This is a genomic window from uncultured Tissierella sp., from assembly GCF_902479755.1.
GTDB classification, from domain to species: domain Bacteria; phylum Bacillota; class Clostridia; order Tissierellales; family Tissierellaceae; genus Tissierella; species Tissierella carlieri.
The window spans coordinates 14,779-34,944 of the sequence record NZ_CABSQO010000032.1; the positions used below are offsets into that span (position 1 = coordinate 14,779).

The 20,166-nt window shown below is 31.0% G+C and carries 18 protein-coding genes and 1 other annotated feature; of the genes, 4 read left to right on the plus strand and 14 right to left on the minus strand.

Features of this window, described 5'->3' with window-relative positions; translation table 11 throughout:
* Window positions 1-11: 11 nt before the first annotated feature.
* The 5 genes from RDK80_RS15140 to RDK80_RS15160 form a co-directional block, all read right to left on the minus strand.
* Window positions 12-1,718, minus strand: coding sequence for a hypothetical protein (locus RDK80_RS15140; protein ID WP_308524747.1), 1,707 nt, complete (start codon window positions 1,716-1,718; stop codon window positions 12-14).
* A 210-nt stretch (window positions 1,719-1,928) separates the two neighbouring features.
* Window positions 1,929-2,315 carry a hypothetical protein gene (locus RDK80_RS15145; protein ID WP_308524748.1) on the minus strand — a complete coding sequence of 129 codons (387 nt, stop codon included), beginning with the start codon at window positions 2,313-2,315 and terminating at the stop codon, window positions 1,929-1,931.
* Window position 2,316: 1 nt separating this feature from the next.
* Complete coding sequence (locus RDK80_RS15150; protein WP_308524749.1) at window positions 2,317-2,763, minus strand: phage tail tube protein; 447 nt, start codon at window positions 2,761-2,763, stop codon at window positions 2,317-2,319.
* Between the two features lie 13 nt (window positions 2,764-2,776).
* Window positions 2,777-3,853, minus strand: coding sequence for a phage tail sheath C-terminal domain-containing protein (locus RDK80_RS15155; RefSeq protein ID WP_308524750.1), 1,077 nt, complete (start codon window positions 3,851-3,853; stop codon window positions 2,777-2,779).
* Window positions 3,854-3,856: 3 nt separating this feature from the next.
* Entirely contained in the window at window positions 3,857-4,291 is a 435-nt protein-coding gene (locus tag RDK80_RS15160) for a DUF6838 family protein (protein ID WP_094903322.1), read from the minus strand.
* 828 nt (window positions 4,292-5,119) lie between these two features.
* Between RDK80_RS15160 and RDK80_RS15165 the strand changes: the two genes are divergently transcribed.
* On the plus strand, window positions 5,120-5,668 hold the full coding sequence (locus RDK80_RS15165) for a DUF4364 family protein (RefSeq protein WP_094903320.1): 549 nt from the start codon (window positions 5,120-5,122) through the stop codon (window positions 5,666-5,668).
* Here the strand turns inward: RDK80_RS15165 and RDK80_RS15170 are convergent.
* From RDK80_RS15170 to pgsA, 4 genes are all read right to left on the minus strand, one after another.
* On the minus strand, window positions 5,660-6,580 hold the full coding sequence (locus RDK80_RS15170; RefSeq protein WP_308524751.1) for a hypothetical protein: 921 nt from the start codon (window positions 6,578-6,580) through the stop codon (window positions 5,660-5,662). The genes RDK80_RS15165 and RDK80_RS15170 overlap by 9 nt on opposite strands.
* A gap of 77 nt (window positions 6,581-6,657) precedes the next feature.
* On the minus strand, window positions 6,658-7,950 hold the full coding sequence (locus RDK80_RS15175; RefSeq protein WP_094903316.1) for a folylpolyglutamate synthase/dihydrofolate synthase family protein: 1,293 nt from the start codon (window positions 7,948-7,950) through the stop codon (window positions 6,658-6,660).
* A gap of 13 nt (window positions 7,951-7,963) precedes the next feature.
* A complete protein-coding gene (locus RDK80_RS15180) occupies window positions 7,964-10,615 on the minus strand; it encodes a valine--tRNA ligase (RefSeq protein ID WP_308524752.1) in 2,652 nt (883 codons plus the stop codon).
* Window positions 10,616-10,766: 151 nt separating this feature from the next.
* Window positions 10,767-10,981: a binding site (T-box leader), on the minus strand.
* 33 nt (window positions 10,982-11,014) lie between these two features.
* Complete coding sequence (gene pgsA, locus RDK80_RS15185) at window positions 11,015-11,563, minus strand: CDP-diacylglycerol--glycerol-3-phosphate 3-phosphatidyltransferase (protein WP_308524753.1); 549 nt, start codon at window positions 11,561-11,563, stop codon at window positions 11,015-11,017.
* Between the two features lie 104 nt (window positions 11,564-11,667).
* Here pgsA and RDK80_RS15190 point away from each other — a divergent pair, with 104 nt between their 5' ends.
* Together RDK80_RS15190 and RDK80_RS15195 are read left to right on the plus strand one after the other, a co-directional pair.
* A complete protein-coding gene (locus RDK80_RS15190) occupies window positions 11,668-12,669 on the plus strand; it encodes an ABC transporter substrate-binding protein (RefSeq protein WP_094903310.1) in 1,002 nt (333 codons plus the stop codon).
* Between the two features lie 292 nt (window positions 12,670-12,961).
* Window positions 12,962-13,159, plus strand: coding sequence for a cold-shock protein (locus tag RDK80_RS15195; RefSeq protein WP_158220161.1), 198 nt, complete (start codon window positions 12,962-12,964; stop codon window positions 13,157-13,159).
* A gap of 210 nt (window positions 13,160-13,369) precedes the next feature.
* Here the strand turns inward: RDK80_RS15195 and RDK80_RS15200 are convergent, their stop codons facing one another.
* The 4 genes from RDK80_RS15200 to RDK80_RS15215 form a co-directional block, all read right to left on the minus strand.
* Window positions 13,370-13,747, minus strand: a complete 378-nt coding sequence (locus RDK80_RS15200; protein ID WP_308524754.1) for a metallopeptidase family protein — start codon at window positions 13,745-13,747, stop codon at window positions 13,370-13,372.
* Between the two features lie 273 nt (window positions 13,748-14,020).
* Complete coding sequence (locus tag RDK80_RS15205; protein WP_308524755.1) at window positions 14,021-15,316, minus strand: Na+/H+ antiporter family protein; 1,296 nt, start codon at window positions 15,314-15,316, stop codon at window positions 14,021-14,023.
* A 200-nt stretch (window positions 15,317-15,516) separates the two neighbouring features.
* Entirely contained in the window at window positions 15,517-16,020 is a 504-nt protein-coding gene (locus tag RDK80_RS15210) for a gamma carbonic anhydrase family protein (protein ID WP_308524756.1), read from the minus strand.
* An 88-nt stretch (window positions 16,021-16,108) separates the two neighbouring features.
* Window positions 16,109-16,690, minus strand: coding sequence for an HDIG domain-containing metalloprotein (locus RDK80_RS15215; protein WP_308524757.1), 582 nt, complete (start codon window positions 16,688-16,690; stop codon window positions 16,109-16,111).
* Window positions 16,691-16,930: 240 nt separating this feature from the next.
* On the opposite strand from RDK80_RS15215, the gene RDK80_RS15220 reads away from it, so the two are divergent.
* A complete protein-coding gene (locus tag RDK80_RS15220; protein WP_094903298.1) occupies window positions 16,931-18,331 on the plus strand; it encodes a sodium-dependent transporter in 1,401 nt (466 codons plus the stop codon).
* 47 nt (window positions 18,332-18,378) lie between these two features.
* Here RDK80_RS15220 and RDK80_RS15225 read toward each other — a convergent pair whose 3' ends face one another.
* Window positions 18,379-20,142, minus strand: coding sequence for a thioredoxin domain-containing protein (locus RDK80_RS15225; protein WP_308524758.1), 1,764 nt, complete (start codon window positions 20,140-20,142; stop codon window positions 18,379-18,381).
* Between the last annotated feature and the right edge of the window lie 24 nt (window positions 20,143-20,166).

A 20,166-nucleotide genomic window follows, 5' to 3' on the forward strand; every position in this document is an offset into this window, starting at 1 on the left:
AAATCACCCTCCTACATATTCGATAGTGCTAATTTTAATTGTGGCACCAATTCATTTACTATCTCGTTTGTTGACTTATTTACTCCATTTATATTTATGTTTATTGGATTGTTAACCTTTCCATTTCCTATATATGGATTATTGCGAGCTGGAATAACTGCTTCGTCTTTATGCAAAATTGCATTATAGTTATTATATGGGACTCTTTCAATGCCATTAAAATGTCTACTTCTTACTCCCTCCCTAAATCTCCTATCTCTATCCAATCTTTCTTGTGATTTTGGCTCTCTCTCACCGCCTATCCAGTCAGCTAGCTTTCCAATCCCATCTCCTACCCATCCAATTATAGCTCCTAATCCCTCTAGTATAGGTTTTACAATGCTCCATACAGTTTCTATTGTAGCTTGTATCGCAGGGAAAGCCCATTCAAAAGCTTCCCAAAGAAATCTAACACCTTCTGAGATTAAGGATAATATAGGTTCTATAAATTCCCAGGCAGTACCCATTACACTCTTGATACCTTCCCATGCACCAACCCAATCAATGTTAAGATTAAATATTTTTTCACCTAACCAACCAAATTTATCAGTTATCCATCCTACTACACTACCTACAACTTCTCCTGCCATAGGTAAATATTCCAGTACTTTTCCAAGAAACAAACCAGCTTTATCTATTACCCACCCTATACCAGTTGAGATATGCCCTACCCATGTATCAATTGTAGGACCAGATGCATTCATCCATTCTATCAGTTTTTCAAGATGTGGAAGAAGACTTTCTATTACCTTAAGACCTAAATCTTGTAATGTAGAATCAACAAAACCAGTCATAGTAGACCACATACCACTAGCAGATTTTGATAACGTAGCAGTTCCGCCTTCAAATTGAGATTTGAGTTTCTTATCTACGACTCCCATAAGTCCCAGCTCTTGAAGTTCCTCATCAGATACTTTTGCATTAAATTCCTTTAATTTTGATACATCTCCATTCTTGGCATCTGCCAGTGCTTCAATAGCCATATTAATGTCCTTCCCAGGATTAAGAGAAGCCATATCCTCTGCTATCTTTACAAGCGACATAGCTTCTGATGTATTTCCCCCAGTAAGTTCTAAAGCTTTACTCCCTGCTTCGACTACTTCTGTAGATGAAAATGGAGTAATCTTAGCATTATCTCTCAATTGTTTCATAAAATCATCAGTTACTTTTTGAACTCCACTTTCATCTAGATCTTGATTGTTAATTCCGATTAAATGTTTCATTGATATTTGCTGTTTTTCAAGTTCAGCACCTGAACTAAGGATTTCACTAACACCATATTTATTATCTAAATCTTTTAATTTTGAGAAGCCCTTTTTCACACTAGAGAAAGTTCCAACAGTTTTATCTTTGATTTTTACAACAGGTGAAAATACCTGCTTACTAAAAGATCTTAATTTTTCATTAACACTTTTTATTCTTGATGTAACCATATCTTTATATGCCATAGCTATAACAAGCTTCCTTCTAAAAGGTGCTAGTGATCTCTTTAAATTATTGAGATTCCTTGTAGCAGCTGTATTATTTAGTCTAATCTGATACTTTCTATTATAGATTCTTTCAAGAGCTATTCTAGTCCTATCAACACTTTTTCTGAAATCTTCTTGCTCTTTTTTAATTATTTTTAATGTAGCACTTACATTATCTTTAATAGTTAATGTTGCCCCTAGTTTTGCCATCTTATCACCTACCTTTTCGATAATAAATTAGAGACCCTGATTGGTCTCTAATTTGTCATCATGAAATAATACTATTTCTTTCTTCAATATCTAAATTCATACTAGCAATAAAAAACATTTTTTCAACATTGCTTAATTCTAATAAATCATTAATTTTGTGCCCCCTCTGAATGTAATGATGTATCATATACAATTCAGAGGAAGCATTTATTAGTTTTTTATGTTTTTCACCACTTCAACACTATCAATATATCCTGCCATTCTTACTATTTCTTTAGAAATATTAGCAACTTCACCGGGATCAAATACTTCATCTACTATATCCATAGGAGACACTACTTTATACGCCTTATGCAACTCTGGATCTTTTAGAGATGGTTCTACTACACAATTATAAATTAAATGTCTATCTCCATCAGATTCGTCTTCCATATTCATAGAATCTAAAACCAATGATCTATCAGGCTTCATAATAGTAATAGTAGCATCTAAGGATTTTATATATAATTGTCTTAATTCCTTCTTATCTAGTTTTCTTTGTTCCGCTCTAGCTATTAAATCTTGTAATGTCACTTTCTTAGCTTTATTCTTATTCATATTATTTCACCTCTATTCTATCAGGAAAATCCACATCTGAAGGAGTGAATCCAAAAGGAAATTCCCTTTCTAATTTTTGTTTCATTTCAAATTGCATTAGAGTTAATTCATTAAACCATACATTGTTAATTACACATCTTTCAGAACCGTAAGCATCAGGATCTCCTAACTTTCCTATCAACTGACTCCTTACATCTCGTCCTTCCTTCCAAGCCTTTAGCAATTTAAGAACTCCTCTAGAGAATACATGCTTTACCTTAAAAGAGCCTTCTCCTTTTAGTCCAGTCATTTTAGAATCTGTATCTAAACTACCAGCTTGATATACATCTTCTCTTTCAGCAGTAATTTTGGCCTCAAATGATTCCACTTCAAACACTAATTCTCCATCCCACCAAATTTGTCCCCAACTTCCTGCTATTTGTCTATATCCAGGTACTTTATTAGCCATCTAAATCTCTCCTTTACATATAAATATAAAATTCTAAATCTTCCATAGTATCTACAAATTTAATACTAGCTTTTGCAAATACTTTACTTCCAGTATTAGCTTCTTTAATCTCCTGCTCAGTCATATCTTCAGCACTTCTGCCATCTACTGTTGTATATCCCTTACCTAGCAAGTAATTTCTTTGAGCGTCTATATTAATTTCTGCAATATTTCCATAGGTCGGGTCTAATATATTATCCCTTTCTAATTCCTTGAAATAAGCATTAACAGCAGCCAAAAATAATATTTTATTGTCGTAAATGTTATTAACCTTACCTACATAATGTTTTTCAAATGTATCTCTAATGTCATCTCTCATTAAATCTATTGCATCAACTATTTTTATTTTCTTAAACTCTTCACCCTTAGTTGCAGTAGTTGTAGTTAATGAGTTTACTCCTCTTCCTATCTTAATTTTTTCACCATCATTAATTAAAATTAGCTGTCCTGCATCAATATCGGCATCAGGATCTTCATGTTCTTTAATACTAGTCACTTCATTTAGAGCATAATAAGTTGAACTCCTATCCAATGACATACCTGCAAATATCCCTGCTAATCTTGCTGAATATTGGGAAGTTGTATAATTAGTTCCACTTACTACAATATCATTTGTTGTAAAGTTGATAATTCCTTCGTCATCAGCCACATTATTAGCTAATACAGCTTTAAATGTCTTTTTATTTACATTTCTTTGGGTTTTAATCCAAGTTGAAATATTTTGTACATCTGCATTGTCTAGCTCTGGAATGGTTAAATAATTCCATTTTTTATTCTTTAGCCTTGCTAATGCTGAATTATAATCAGTAGACTCCAGTCCAACTCTCTCTATAATAATTTTTGTTGGAGTACCCATAAATACCTTATCTATATAGTCTTTATTTTTAGAAGTCCAATCAGCAGACTCTACTTCTTCTATCGACTTATATATTTTAGTATCAAAATTTCCTGTAGCGTCTTTTAAAATCATTGCTACAACACCCTTAGAACTTCTTTGTATAGCGCTTGTGCCTCTCGTTCTAAATTCAATAATTACCTCTGGTAAACCCATAAATCATTCCTCCTCTAATATAAGATTTTGCATTAATTCTGCATCTTCATATCCATAAATTTTATCCACATCTAAGCTATCAATATAACTTATATCAAATTTAAACTGTAAAGTACCGTCAACTATTTGTCCTTCTACACTATCTAAGGTAATCACCCTATCTTTTATCCTTAGAGCTTGTCCAAATAATTCTTCCAATTGCTCTTGGATTTCTAGGTTCTCTAATTCTTCTTCATTATTTGGAAAATATCGAATTAGCACTGTTACTTTTCTATGATAGTGGGCTCTGTTAAGTCTCTCTCTAATAATAGGTGAAATTTCAACAAAAAAATAAGGTCTATCAAGACCTTCTTTAGTGTTAGTAGAATATATTTCAATTGTTGAAAAATTATCCTTTAGAATAGAGTCAATAGCTCTTTTTATATCTGTTAATTTCATAAACTCAACTCCTCAAGTGTCGAACCTAAGCTCTATCATTATAAAGATATTCTTTATATTCTAGAAAAACTATTTTTTAAATATAAATTAATCACCTCTCATTCTCATTTGGCGGATCTCTAGAAAACAGTCCAAATAAAATTATTCTATGACTATCTAATTTATCATTCATCTTTTCACCTCCTTTTTATGATGATATCTATTTAAATGTAATAAAATAAGTCAACGGGACATTCCATTGACTTAAATTTATCTGGGCTAGATATAAATCTATTCTATATTTAGTTGTATTGCATTTTTTAAACTTGATACATAATTTCATGATATTATAGTATCATCTATTTTCACTCAAAAGGTATCATATTTGTATCATTCTCCCAGTGAATTCCTAATATTAATTTAATTGTAATAGATTCTTGAATTTAAAACATATTATCACAATATCATAATATCACCTATTTTAAATCAAAAGGTATCACATTTGTATCATATTCGTATCATATCCCTAATTAACATAGTATTCATCTAATCAAATTCACTTTAGATTTTTATTCAATATTTATTTAAAAAGAATAAAAATATTATTTAATCATAATATTTCTCTTTACAATATCATAAAAGAAAATCTTATGAATAAAATAAAATTATTACAAAATAAAGCTAGAGATGAATTTAGAAGATTAAATCAATTATAAATCTTATTTCCAAACAATATTTTTACTGATTTTAATTAACTACTGAAAACACTAAGTTTATGTGAATATTTACCATACTTATTTATTATGATATAATATTAAGGATGTAATACATGAAAAGAGGTGTTAAATAATGTTTATTGAAAACACTGAAGAATTAGCACAAAATAAATTACTTTTACTATATTTAATAAAATCAGCTGCTACTGTCTTCACTAATACTGAAATAACTGAATTTGTCTTAGAAAAAAATTATATGAATTTTTTCCTAGTTCAACAATACTTAAGTGAATTAATCGAGTCTAATTTTATAGAAATAATAAATAAAAATTCCAAGGAGGTATATTCTATCTTAGAAAAAGGTGAAATAGCTTTATCATATTTTGAAGATAGAATTCCAAATAAAATAAAAGAAGAATTGAACAAAGAATTCAATAGAATTGAAAAGAAAAATAAAATTGAAACTCAAGTGGTTGCCGATTACTTTGAAAAAGAAAATAATCAATACGTAGTAAACTTAAAATTAATGGAAAATGAAGATACCCTATTCAGTTTATACTTAGATGTGGCAACAAAAAAACAGGTTGATTTAATTTGCAATAGATGGAAAGAAAATCCAGAGTTTATATATCAAAATATAATTAACATACTTACAAATGAAAAAACAACTCCATTAGAGTAGGAGAATCCCATTAGGTTCTTTTCCTACTCTAATATTCTCTATTATTTGATTGTTTGACTCATCTATTATAGTTAAATCATCATTTAATATATTTGATATATAAAGCTTTGTTTTTCCGTCCCATTTAATATTGTTTGGCATCCCACCTAAGTAAATTTTAGAAATGTTTACTTCATCATTGATAAATACTCTATAAATATATCCATCTTCTACATTAGAGAGGTAAAACACTTCCTTTCCTTTTATTTTAACGAAATTAGCAAAAATTCCTTTTAGATCTATACTCATCATGGTCTTATAGTCTTCTATTTCTAGTTCTGATAAATTGCTGTAGTTAGTAACTCCATTATTAATATAAGATAAAACAAATAATCTTTTATCTTCTATGGCCATTTTTACTGGCTGTTTACTTAATGTTATTGATGAAATCTTTTCATTATTTAAGTCTAAAACATTTATTGTATAGCAGTTTCCATTTGCAATAAAGACTTTTAGACTATCTTCATCTATTTGAATATCTGTAGGTCTCTCTCCTACAGATATATCTTCTATTAAGGAAAATGTATTTTCATCAATAATCGATATGGAATTAGAATCGCTATTGGCAACATAAATTTTACCTTTAAATCTCTTTATACAGGTAGGATTTCTTCCTACTTTAATAAATTCTAATAATTTTATGTTTTCTATATCTAATTTCATAATAGAGTTATCGTAAGAGTTTGCGATATATATATATCCTTCTTCTCCTATATCTATGTCATATGGTCCCAGCTGATTATTTTCTTGAGTTGAATTATCTTCTTTTTCCTCTATAAGTTTAGATAGAAAAATAGTTTTGAGATTATAGCCGTCTTTCAATGTTAAGCTGTCTTCACCAGTATTAGCTACTAATATTTTATGGAAAGTCAACACATCACCCCCTGTATATAAGTAATTTATGCAGTAGGTGAGATATTGGTGAAATCTAAAAAACTACTGAGCCTAAGCTACAGTAGTTTTATTAATGTTCTTACTTCTCCAATTAAATATAAAGAACCGCCAAATACTATCATATCATCTTTTTCTGATAACTCTAAAGTTTTTTCTATAGCCTTTTTTATATCTTTTTCTACAAAAACATTTTCATTATATTTGGCTATCTCTTCTGCTAAATCCTCTGCATCTAGTTTCCTAGGCATATTAACTTCTGTAACTACAATTTTATCTGCAATAGGAGCTAGTAATTCAACCATATGAGAAGAATCTTTATCCTTTAATATTCCTACACCTAGAATCAGCTTATTATACTTAAATAAACTAATAGCTTTCTTTAATTGAGCAATACCTTGTACATTATGAGCTCCATCAATTAAAAATATAGGATCTTTCTTCATAACTTCAAGTCTACCAGGCCATTTGGTCTTTATTAAACCTTCCCTTATCTGTTCTTCAGAAATATCTACGAATCCTTTCTCCTTTAAAATCAATAAAGTTGTCAAGGCTAAAGTAGCATTGTATATCTGATATTCACCTAACATGGAGATACTAATATCTTTCATACTTATCTCTCCATAATGAAAATCAAAACAAGCTCCAGCATCAGAAATCTCTTTTACTTTAATATTCTCCATTGGACATAGATGAAACTCTGCTTTCATTTCATCTGATACTTCTTTTATAATTTTCAAAGCCTCTTCTTCCTGTGGATAGGAAACTACTATACTATTTTTCTTTATTATACCAGCTTTCTGATAAGCAATCTTATCTAAAGTATCACCTAAAACATCTATGTGATCATAATCTATAGTTGTGATAACTGATGCTAATGGTGAAGAAATGATATTAGTAGAATCATATCTACCACCTAATCCTACTTCTAACACTATATAGTCTGCATTTTCTTCTTTAAAGTAAATAAAGCCTATGGCAGTAACTATTTCAAAAGTAGTAGGGTGCTCAAAGCCTTCTTCTACCATGATATCAGCCTTTTCTTTAATAAGGCCAGTTATCCTTCCAAGGGTCTCATCTGGTATGTCTTGTCCATTTATTTGAATCCGTTCATTAAATCGTTCTATATAAGGTGAAGTAAATAAGCCTACCTTATATCCTCCAGATTCTAGTGCATGAGCTAGATAGGAGGAGGTGGAACCTTTTCCATTTGTTCCACCTACATGAATATATTTTAATCCTTCTTGAGGATTTCCTAAGAGACTCAAAAGCTTACCAATTGAATCTAGCCCAAGTCTTGATCCATATTTATTCTTGTCATTAATATATTCTAAAGCCTCTTGATACTTCATTTTAACCCCCACTTTATCTATTAGTTTTTATACTTTCAAGTCGCTCCATTACCTTTTCAAGCATTTCTTCGTATTTCTTTTGTTTTTCTTTTTCTTCAGCTACTACTTTTTCAGGAGCCTTCTTTACAAAGCCCTCATTAGATAATTTCCCTACTACTCTCTTTATTTCACCTCCAAGTTTTTCTTTTTCCTTCTCTAATCTTTCTATTTCCTTCTCAAAATCAATTAAATCTTTTAAAGGTAAAAACACCTCACATCTATCCAATACTATTGAAATATTATCTTCACCTATGCCATCTTTCGTATCTCTTATTTCTATTTCTTCAGCGGATGCAAGATTTAAGAAATATCTTTGACCATAATTAATGATATTCTTTATCTTTTCATTTTTTGTTACAAATATTTGTGTAGATTTTTTAGAAGGTACTATATTCATTTCAGCTCTAGCATTTCTTATACCCTTTATTCCTGATTTAATAAACTCAATAGCTTCTTCTGATTCAGGGAAATTTAGTTCATCCTTATATACTGGCCAAGAGCTTAAAATCAATGGTTTATCATTATCTGGTAAGTGCTGCCAAATTTCTTCAGTAATAAATGGCATAAATGGATGAAGTAGCTTTAATATATCTTTTAAAACAAATAATAGAACTTTCTCAGCTGTTTGTTTACTAGATTCATTTTCTCCATATAATCTTGATTTAACCATTTCAATATACCAATCACAATATTCATCCCAAATAAAATCATATATTTTCTGTGCAGCCATACCTATTTCATATTTATCTAGATTTTCTGTGGCTTCTTTAACTACAGAATTTAATCTAGATAATATCCATTTATCTTCTTCCTCTAAACTATCTAAATTTAATTCTTCCTTAGCTACATCTTCTTCAAGATTCATAAGGACAAATCTAGTAGCATTCCACAGCTTATTAGCAAAATTTCTATTAGCTTCTACTCTCTCGGTGTAGAATCTCATATCGTTTCCTGGAGAATTTCCTGTAACTAAGGTAAATCTTAAAGCATCTGCACCATATTCATCGATTATCTCCAATGGGTCTATACCATTACCTAGAGATTTACTCATCTTCCTTCCTTGAGAGTCACGAACTAGTCCTGTCAAGAATACATCTTTAAATGGAACTTCTCCCATCTGCTCAATACTTGAGAATACCATTCTAACTACCCAGAAGAATATAATATCATATCCTGTAATTAGTACATCTGTAGGGAAGAAATATTCTAAGTCCTCTGTCTTCTCAGGCCATCCGAGGGTTGAGAAAGGCCACAAAGCTGATGAAAACCAAGTATCTAAAGTATCTGTATCTTGATGCAAGTGAGTACTGTTACATTTAGTACATTTCTCTGGTTTAGCTCTAGATACTATAATTTCTCCGCACTCATCACAATAGTATACTGGTAGTCTATGTCCCCACCATAACTGTCTGGAAATACACCAATCCCTAATACCCTCTAGCCAGTTAGTATAAATCTTTCCAAATCTTTCAGGTATAAAGTTTACTTCTCCATTCTTATATGCTTCTAAAGCCGGCTTAGCCAATGGCTCCATCTTTACAAACCATTGTTTAGAAATAAGAGGCTCTACTATTGTAGTACATCTTTCACAATGTCCTACTGCATTTTGATGTTCCTTAGTCTCTACTAAATATCCTTGTGATTCTAAATCAGCAACTATTTTCTTTCTAGCATCATATCTTTCTAATCCTTCATATATTCCACCATTGCTACTAATAGTTCCATCTTCATTCATTATTATATACTGACCAAGTCCATGTCTCTCTCCTACTTCAAAATCATTAGGGTCATGAGATGGAGTAATTTTTACTGCTCCTGTACCAAATTCCATTTCTACATAATCATCAGCAATTATTGGTATCTCTCTATTCATTAGAGGTAGAATAGCAGTCTTTCCTATTACATCCTTATACCTTTCATCCTCTGGATTAACAGCAATAGCTAAGTCTCCTAACATAGTCTCTGGTCTAGTAGTTGCTATAACTATATATTCATTACTGTCCTTAATAGGATATCTAATATGCCATATATGTCCCTGTGAATCTTCATGCTCCACCTCTGCATCTGATATTGCTGTCTTACAGTTAGGACACCAGTTGATTATTCTATCTCCTCTATATATTAAGCCTTTATCGTATAATCTAATAAATACTTCTTCTACTGCTTTGCTAAGACCTTCATCTAAAGTAAATCTATCTCTAGTCCAATCACAGGAAACTCCTAACTTCTTTAGCTGATTTTTGATTGTACTTCCATATTTATGGGTCCAATCCCAAGCCTCTTCTAAGAATCCTTCACGTCCTAATTCTTCCTTGGATTTTCCTTCCTTCTTAATTTTTTCTACTACCTTCGCTTCAGTTGATATACTAGCATGGTCTGTACCAGGCAGCCAAAGTGCAGAATACCCTTCCATTCTCTTCCATCTAGTTAAAACATCTTGAATAGTATTATTTAGTGCATGGCCCATATGAAGACTACCCGTTACATTTGGCGGCGGCATCATTATGGTATATGGCTTCTTAGTTTTATCAACATGAGCTACAAAATGATTATTATCATTCCAATACTTATAAAGTCTATCTTCAAAGTCTTTAGGATTATACGTCTTTGGTAAATTTTCTAACATTTTTATCTCCTCCTTCATTCAATTCACAATTTACAATGCACAATTCACAATTAAAACTCTTAAAACATAGGGTTCTACCACTAAAATGCTTCCTAAAAAACAATTTGAAGTATTTCAGAATGACAATAAATAAACCCTTCATCTTTACAATTGTAAGGACGAAGGGTAATTCGCGGTACCACCTTAATTCCATGGAAATATCCATGACTCTTAAATAAATATAAGGGTTTAACCCTTCAAGCTTACTTAGTTTCAGCTTGAACGCTCAAAAGCTACCTTCAGTAAATACTTAACTTAGGATCTCTCAGCCTAGAATCCTCTCTCTGTATAGGGTACTTACCTACTCTTCTTTATCAAAGCAAATCTAAAATTATTGATTTAATTATATATACATATTTTTTATTTGTCAACTATATCATTAACTGTATTGTGCTCCACTTTCATAAAAATAATCAAATAATTGATAAAAGCAATAATATTTAAAGCTACAGTTAAAGAAAATAAAACTGTAGAAATTAATTCAGGAAATTTAAACACTATAGATAATGTGGCTGCATAAAAAGACAAGGTTGCAATTTTACCATATTTATTGGAAGGCATCACCTGTTTTCCTTTAAATAAATATAATATAGCTCCACCTAAAATCATCATTATTTCCTTAACTCCTAATGCAATCAATATCCAACTTGGAATTATACCCTTTGTCGTAAAACTAATTAGAATGGTAAATGTCATCAATTTATCTGCAATAGGATCTAACACTATGCCGAGTTTAGTACTCATATCATACTTTCTTGCAATATATCCATCTAATACATCAGAAATTCCAGCTAAAATAAATATCAGTCCTGCAAATAAAATATTTTTTTGAAAACTAGAATAAAAGAAGTATAAATAAACTGGAATAAGTAATATTCTTAAAATCGTTAACATATTTGGTATATTCATACGACTCCCCCTTTAACAACTAATTTGTAACCTTTACTATATTTTAGAATATTATAACATTAAATCATAGTTTCGTATACCCATATTATGTAAGGAGGGATAGGATGGCAGGGCTTTTTAAAAGGATTTCCTTTATTTTAATCCTAGTACTAATACTCTCATTAGGATTAACTGGATGTAAAAAAGAAGCTGAATTAAAAAATATTAGGTTAGTTGAGGTAACTCACTCTCTATTCTATACACCACAATATGTAGCTATAACTCAAGGCTTCTTTGAAGAAGAAGGGCTAAAGATCGAATTAATAAACGGAAAAGGTGCAGATAAAGTTATGGCTGCATTATTAAGTAATGAGGCAGAAATAGGATTTATGGGGCCTGAAGCATCTGTATATGTGTACAATCAAGGAAGAGATAATTATGTAATTAACTTTGCACAATTGACACAAAGAGATGGTTCTTTTTTAGTAGGAAGAGAAAAAGATGATAATTTTACATTTGATAAATTAAAAGGTAAAACTGTAATCGGCGGCAGAAAAGGTGGCATGCCTGAAATGACTTTGGAATATGTGATAAAAAGTCATGGTCTAGAACTAGATAAAGATGTTGAAGTTAGAACAGACATACAATTTGATGTAATGGCGGGAGCTTTTGTTGGTGGAGAAGGTGACTATGTAACATTGTTTGAACCTGTAGCAGCTACATTAGAAAAAGAAGGCAGAGGATATGTAGTAGCTTCTATAGGTAAAGAAGGAGGATATATTCCATACACCTGCTACTCAGCGACCAAAGAATACATCGAAAAGAATCCAGAAATAATTCAAAAATTTACAAATGCTCTATATAAAGGCATGGTTTGGGTTCAAGAACATAGTAGTGAAGAAATTGCAAATGCTGTAATGCCACAATTCCCAGATACTGATAAAGAAATTCTAAAAACTTTAATAGAAAGGTATAGAGATCAAGATTCTTGGAAACCAGATTTAATCATTACAGAAGATGGATTAAATCATATGATGGACATAATGGAATTAGCAGGAGAACTAGATGAAAGAGCTGATTATAACAAAATAGTGACTACTGAATTTGCTAAAAAAGCTATGAAGTAGAAAAGGTCCCTAATGGAGCCTTTCTATTACATTTAGAAATCTCAGCTACTTCAATATATTTTGATAGTATTGTAGATGCCTTTGTAGTATCAATAGAGGATGTAATATTTATTTATTAAATATACCTTGCTATTAGTTAACAGTTATGCTATGCTTAATAAGAACTTAAATTAAATGTAAAAAGTAACATAATATATATTTCCATAGGTACTCGCAGTTTGCATACATGTGTAGAAATTTTATTATTAATTTATTACAGTAGTTTAAGAAATAAAATTTGGAGGTACACATTATGAAGGGTACAGTAAAATGGTTTAATGCAGAAAAAGGATTTGGATTTATTACAGGAGAAGACGGAAATGATGTTTTCGCTCACTTCTCACAAATCCAAAAAGAAGGTTTCAAAGCTTTAGAAGAAGGCCAAGAAGTAGAATTTGACGTAGCTCAAGGACAAAAAGGTCTTCAAGCTGAAAATATCGTTATAAAATAGTAAATATTTTACCCCTAGAATAGTTAATATTCTAGGGGTTTTTAATTAAGTACCTTTAACCAACTATCATTTCTATAAATTAAGAAGATTTTTTAATTCCACAACATCGATATTAATCGACATCTTTAATTCATATGTTTATAAATATAATCATAACTTATTCCGCCTATAGAGAAATTTCATATATGAAATTTCTCTATAATACCAACTCTATTCCCTTCCCCTATATTTCCTCATATCTTCTGCATCCTTTATTTCCAATCCCTTTTCTCCTGCTAAGGATTCCAGATGATGAGTGAATTCATGTAATAGAGTATCCTGTAACTTATCATACAATTCTTCTCTAGAGAGTCCATAACAGACCTTTTCAAAAGAGCCATAGTATATCGCAATTCTTCTACCTGTTATACTTTTGATATATTCTCCCATAATATATAATTTATCTCTATCTCTACTCTCAGGATGAAGTTTATATTCTGGTAAAAGGATTATACCCTCATTAAGTTTATCGAAGAACTCCTTTGGTAATTCTTCTGCTATATCGTCAAGGATCTGATGAACCTCATCTATTGTCGGAAAACTATTCATATATAACGATTCCTTTCTTATATAAAATTTAAATAATATTATAACATATAAAATCTATTAATAACTATTTAATTAAATTAGTTATCTAATATGCCTATTCTTTGTTCTATTATTTCTATCTAAATATCGGCTTTTATCATATCTTCACAAAGATTAATATCTTTATATATTATCTCATCCATCACTAGTTACGACAATTTCCAAAACTATCTTCTTCATAACCATTCCTCCCATAATTGCAAAGGAGACAGTTAACCTGTCCCCTTAGTCATATTAAAGTATTAATGCTGCTATAGTTCCAAATATCAATAATGGAATATTATAATGAATAAACGTAGGAACACAGGTATCCCAAATATGGTCATGCTGTCCATCTACATTTAATCCAGCCGTAGGTCCTAATGTACTATCAGAAGCCGGAGATCCAGCATCTCCCAATGCGCCAGCTGTACCTACTAAGCAAATAGTTGCGGCAGGACTAAATCCTAAAGTCATACATAGTGGAACAAATATTGCAGCTATTATTGGAACTGTTCCAAAAGAAGTTCCAATACCCATGGTAATTATTAGACCAATGAATAACATTATAAACGCTGCTATGGCTTTGCTTCCCCCCATCATACCTGCCGCAGCTTCTACTAAAGATTCTACTCCTCCAGTGGCTCTAATAACTGCACCATACCCAGAAGCAACTAACATTACAAAGGCAATAAATCCCATTAGTGAAATGCCACCATTTAGCATTTCATCAAGTTCTTTCCATTTAAACGCACCAAATCCCATCATTATTGCTAGACCTGCTATAGCTCCAAGTGGAAGTGACTTTGTTATAATTTGTATAGCAAAGGCTGCAATCGCCCCAATTAAAGCCCCTATATGTTCCTTAGACATCCCCTCGTTCTTAATATCTGGTTTAGCTAATTTAATATCTTTATATTCTCTCGGCTTTCTGTAGGCTATTAATACTGCAATAAATAATCCTATTATCATACCTATACCAGGAAGTAACATTGACTTCCAAACCATATTTGTTTCCACATTCATACCATTATCTATTAAAGCGTCTCTTATTATATTATGAAATATAAGTCCAAAGCCTACTGGAAGCATTACATAAGGAGCCTTGAGGCCAAATGTCAATGCTGATGCTACAGCCCTTCTGTCAATTTTCAACTTATTCATAACAGAAATTAATGGTGGTATTAGTATTGGAATAAAAGCTATATGGACTGGAATTAGATTTTGTGAGAAACAAGCTACACCAGCTATTAACAATACAAATATTGCTCTTCTCCCTTCAACCATTTTTCCTATTTTTCTAGCTAATATATCTGCAACTCCTGTCTTACCAATGGCTACTGCTAAGGCTCCAAGTAATATATAAGATAACGCAGTTTCCGCATTACCACCCATACCACCAATTAGAGTAGCTATAGTATCTCCTAATGACATACCTGATAATACACCGCCTGTTAAAGCAGCTAGAATAAGTGCGATTAATACATTTAGTTTTAATAAACATAAGATAGTCATAACTAATACTGATAATACTACTGGATTGGTTAACATATTATCCCCCCTTGATTTTATTAAAATGATTAAGAAAAAATTATTGTGATATATGTTATTCATATTTCACAAATCATAGAACCGAAAAAAAGGATAAAAGGTCTAACCCAGTCACAAATTATCAATTGAATAAATTAAAAAGGATATATTGATCTAGAAATTTCTTAGTCAATATATCCTCTAATATAAATATATTCTTGTTATAAATGTTCATTTCTCCATAATTCTTCGTATCTAACTGCATTATATTTTACTGTCTCTATTTCTTCTTTACTTACTTCCCTTCTAACCTTTCCTGGTGAACCCATTACTAAAGAATTAGATGGTATAACTGCTCCCTCTGTAATCAATGCTCCGGCTGCTATTATACAATTATCGCCAATAACAGCCCCATTAAGAATTATTGATCCCATTCCAATTAAACAATTATTGCCTATTTTACAACCATGAACTACTGCATTATGTCCTATAGTAGTATAATCTCCGATTTCACAAGGAGTATTGGTATCTACATGTACTGTAGCATTATCTTGTATATTGGTGAATTTCCCAATAGTTATATAGCTCATATCCCCACGTGCCACTGCTCCATACCACATACTGCTTCCTTCGCCTATGGTTACATCTCCTAAAACATCTGCTGTCTCAGCAATAAATGCTTCTGGATGTATATTAGTTTTCTTATCCTTTAAATCTCTTATCATATACTGTCTCCTTATTATATATTTCTTTATACTATTTGTTACCCTAATTATAGCATAATAAAACCCAGTAAATACTGGGTTTTTAAATTTATAGTTCTCCTTTTAAGCCTATTTCCTCCGCCACTTTTCTCATAGCGAGGATAGTTTCTCTAATTACATCATCTCTTTCCATCCCTAACATCTCTATACCTTTTTCAATAACAGATCTGTCTACTCCTGCCGCAAAAGCTTTATCTTTCCATTTTTTCTTTACAGACTTTGGCTCTAAATCTAATACAGATCTGCTAGGACGGAGAAGTGCTACTGCTGTAATAAGTCCAGTAAGTTCATCAATAGCATATAACACCTTTTCCATTTTTTCAACAGGTTCTATATCACAGCATATTCCAAATCCATGACTTGCTACTGCTCTTATATAATCCTCTGGATATCCTTCTTCTCTGAGAATTTCTTGCACCTTTATACAATGTTCCTCTGGATACATTTCATAGTCTAAGTCATGAATAAGGCCTACTATGGTCCATTTCTCTACATCTGGTTCATTGAAAATTTCAGCAAAATGCTTCATTGTTCCTTCAACTGCTAAAGCATGGCGAAGCAGACTATCCGATTTATTATATTTTTTAAATAATTCTAAAGCTTCCTCTCTAGTAGGTATTTTATTTGTCATTTGTTCCCCTTCTTTCTTTCTTTATCACTTTATTATATATAATAGGCTAGTGAACTTATGGTGTCAAGTATTATTGATTATAAGATTTAAATCTGTTAAAATTTATCACAACTTTATTTAAATGATGTTTTACCTAAGTAATTAGGTAAAATTTAATTATTGACGTAAATTAAGATTAATATTACAATATTCCTTATATCAAATGTACTATTGGCAAAACTCATATAGGAGGAACTAAAGATGAAAAAACCAAATAACGAATCAGTCTCCACAAATAAAAAACGAGAAACATTTTCATCCGGATTAGCAGTATTTTTTGCAACACTTGGCTCAGCAGTAGGATTAGGTAATATTTGGAAATTTCCTTACCTTGTAGGCGAAAACGGTGGCGGAGCCTTTGTATTAATTTACTTTTTATCCATATTATTAGTTGGTATGCCAGTAATGGTATCTGAATTTTATATAGGACGAAAATCTAGAAGTAATGCAGTCTCTGCCTTCACTAAGCTTAAAGCAAACCCAAAATGGAAGATTATTGGCTATTTTGGAGTAGCTGCTGCATTTTTGATTATGTTCTATTATAGTGCTGTTGCTGGATGGGTATATTCATATGTATTTAAAGCTATAAATGGTGCTTTTTCAAATCTTTCTAATTTTTCTTTTGAGCAAGCAACAAATATAGTAGAGAATCAATTCTTAACTACTACTGAAAGTCTATATTCTCCTATTATATGGCAAGGAATTTCCATTTTGGTTGTTGCACTAATATTAATTGGTGGAGTCAAAAATGGAATTGAAAGAATAACAAAGACTCTTATGCCTGTGTTATTTGTTCTCCTAGTAATCTCTTGTATAAGAGCCCTAACATTACCAGGAGCTAAAGCAGGTTTTAACTTTCTATTTAAAATAGACTTTTCAAAAATAAATCCATCTGTTATTCTTTCTGCACTAGGTTTGGCATTTTTTAAGCTCTCTCTTGGGATGGGAACCATGATCACTTATGGAAGTTATTTTACAGAAGATAATAATTTAATTCATACATCTGCTAAAGTTGCATTATCAGATACATTTGTTTCTCTATTAGCTGGAATTGCAATATTTCCGGTAGTATTCACCTTTGGAATGAGACCAAATTCAGGACCTAGTCTATTATTTAATACTATACCTTTAGTGTTTTCACATATCCCATTTGGTAATCTACTAATTATTGCTTTTTTTATTCTAGCATCCATTGCGGCTACTACTGCTTCCTTATCAATGGCAGAGGTTCCTATTGCCTTTATCACGGAGAAATGGAATATTAAAAGGAAATATTCAGTTATTATTGTATCATTATCTACGTTTATAGTAGGTGCCTTAACTGTACATTCTAGTAGTATTTTTGGACATGTAACGATCTTGGGAAAAAACTTTTTTGATTTATTTGACTATATATCATCTAATATTATTCTACCAGTTGGAGGACTCTTAATAGCAATTTTTGTTGGTTATTTTGTTAGCAAAGATAGCGTATTAGATGAGTTATCAAATAATAATAAGTTAAGCAACTCAAAAACTATTACTATCTATTACTTTGTTTTAAAATATATTTCACCACTACTTCTATTAATTGTATTTTTAAACTCATTAGGAATTATTTAAAATTTGGAGATAGGAATTATTTGCAGACTTCTTATCTCCATTTATTTCTATCTTTGTTCTATTGCAATTACCGAATATAGGTGTGAAAGTGGATTATTGTTTATATCGTCTCCAAAGGCATAGAGTATTTTATTGGCAATCTTTTTATATTTTTCTTCTTTAGTTAAATTGTATAGTTTAAATAAACTCATTATAGCCATGGAATTACCAGATGGTATAGCACCATCATAAACATCCTTTGGTCGCATTATTAACTGTTCTGATATATTGCTATAGAAAAATAATCCTCCATCTTTCGTATCTCCGAAGAGTTTTATCATATCTTCAGTTAATCTTACCCCTAGGTCTAAATATTTATTATCATTTGTTGCTTCAAATAGCTCAAGTAATCCATATATAAAGAATGAATAGTCTTCTAAAAAACCAACATTATAGCCTTCTCCATTTATATAAGTCGATAATAAATGGTCTTCCTTATCCATGGAGTTTTCTATTATAAAATCTGCTGATTTTGTAGCTATTTTACTGTAGTCTTCATTATTAAATATTTGAGCTGCATGTGCTAAACTAGCTATCATTAAACCATTCCATGAAGTTAATATTTTTTCATCTCTATGGGGTTTAATTCTTTTATTTCTGTATTCAAAGAGTATCTTATTAGCTTTATCAAGATTTGATCTATCCAACTCTGATATCTCATTCAAATCATGTAAAATTAGATTAGGGTTATTGGAGCCTTCAAAATTTCCTTCTTCTGTAATATTATAGTACTTAGAATATAATTCTCCTATCTCCTTTCCCAAGACATTTAGTATTTCATCATAGTCAAATATATAAAACTTTCCCTCTTCTCCTTCTGATTCTGCATCTAATGCTGAATAAAATCCTCCTTCTATAGATGACATATCTCTTATTACAAAGGCATATATCTTTTCTGCCACTTCTTTATATAATGATTTTCCGGTTATCTCATATGCTCTTGTATAGACAATTCCTAATAGTGCATTGTCATAGAGCATTTTTTCAAAATGAGGTATTAACCACTTTTCATCTACGGAATATCTATAGAAGCCGTATCCTATATGGTCAAAAATGCCTCCTTTATACATTTTTTCTAGAGTAACCTCTGTTATTTTCAAAGCTTCTTTATAGTTATTTTTTCTACTATGTTCTAAGAGAAACCATAGATATTGTGGCATAGGGAATTTGGGATAAGACCCAAATCCACCATTTTTTTCATCAAATATTCTCATTAATCCTTCTTTTGCATCATTATTCACTGTCTCTTTTATATTTCCTGTTTCATTTACTAGATATCTTTTCTTTACTTCTTCTAAGATATATTCTGATTCTTCCAATACCTTATCTTTATCATTTTTCCATAGTCTATTGATTTTATTAATTAAATCAATTATCCCTGTCATCCTGCTTCTAGTTCTCTTAGGAAAATATGTCCCCACAAAAAAAGGTTTTCCTTCTGGTGTTGCTAATATATTAAGCGGCCATCCGCCAGATCCAGTCATGGCTTCAGAAAATGTCATATATACCTTATCAATATCTGGTCTTTCTTCTCTGTCTACTTTTATTGAAATAAAGTATTTATTTAGTACTTCTGCAACTTCTTCGTCTTGGAATGATTCACGATTCATTACATGACACCAATGGCATGTGCTATATCCTATGGATAAAAATATTGGTTTATCCTCCTCCTTAGCCTTTTCAAAAGCTTCTTTTCCCCAAGGATGCCAATCTACTGGATTGTCTTTATGTTGAAGTAAATATGGTGATTTTTCATTTCCTAATCTATTCATAATATCACTATCCTTTATGTTTAT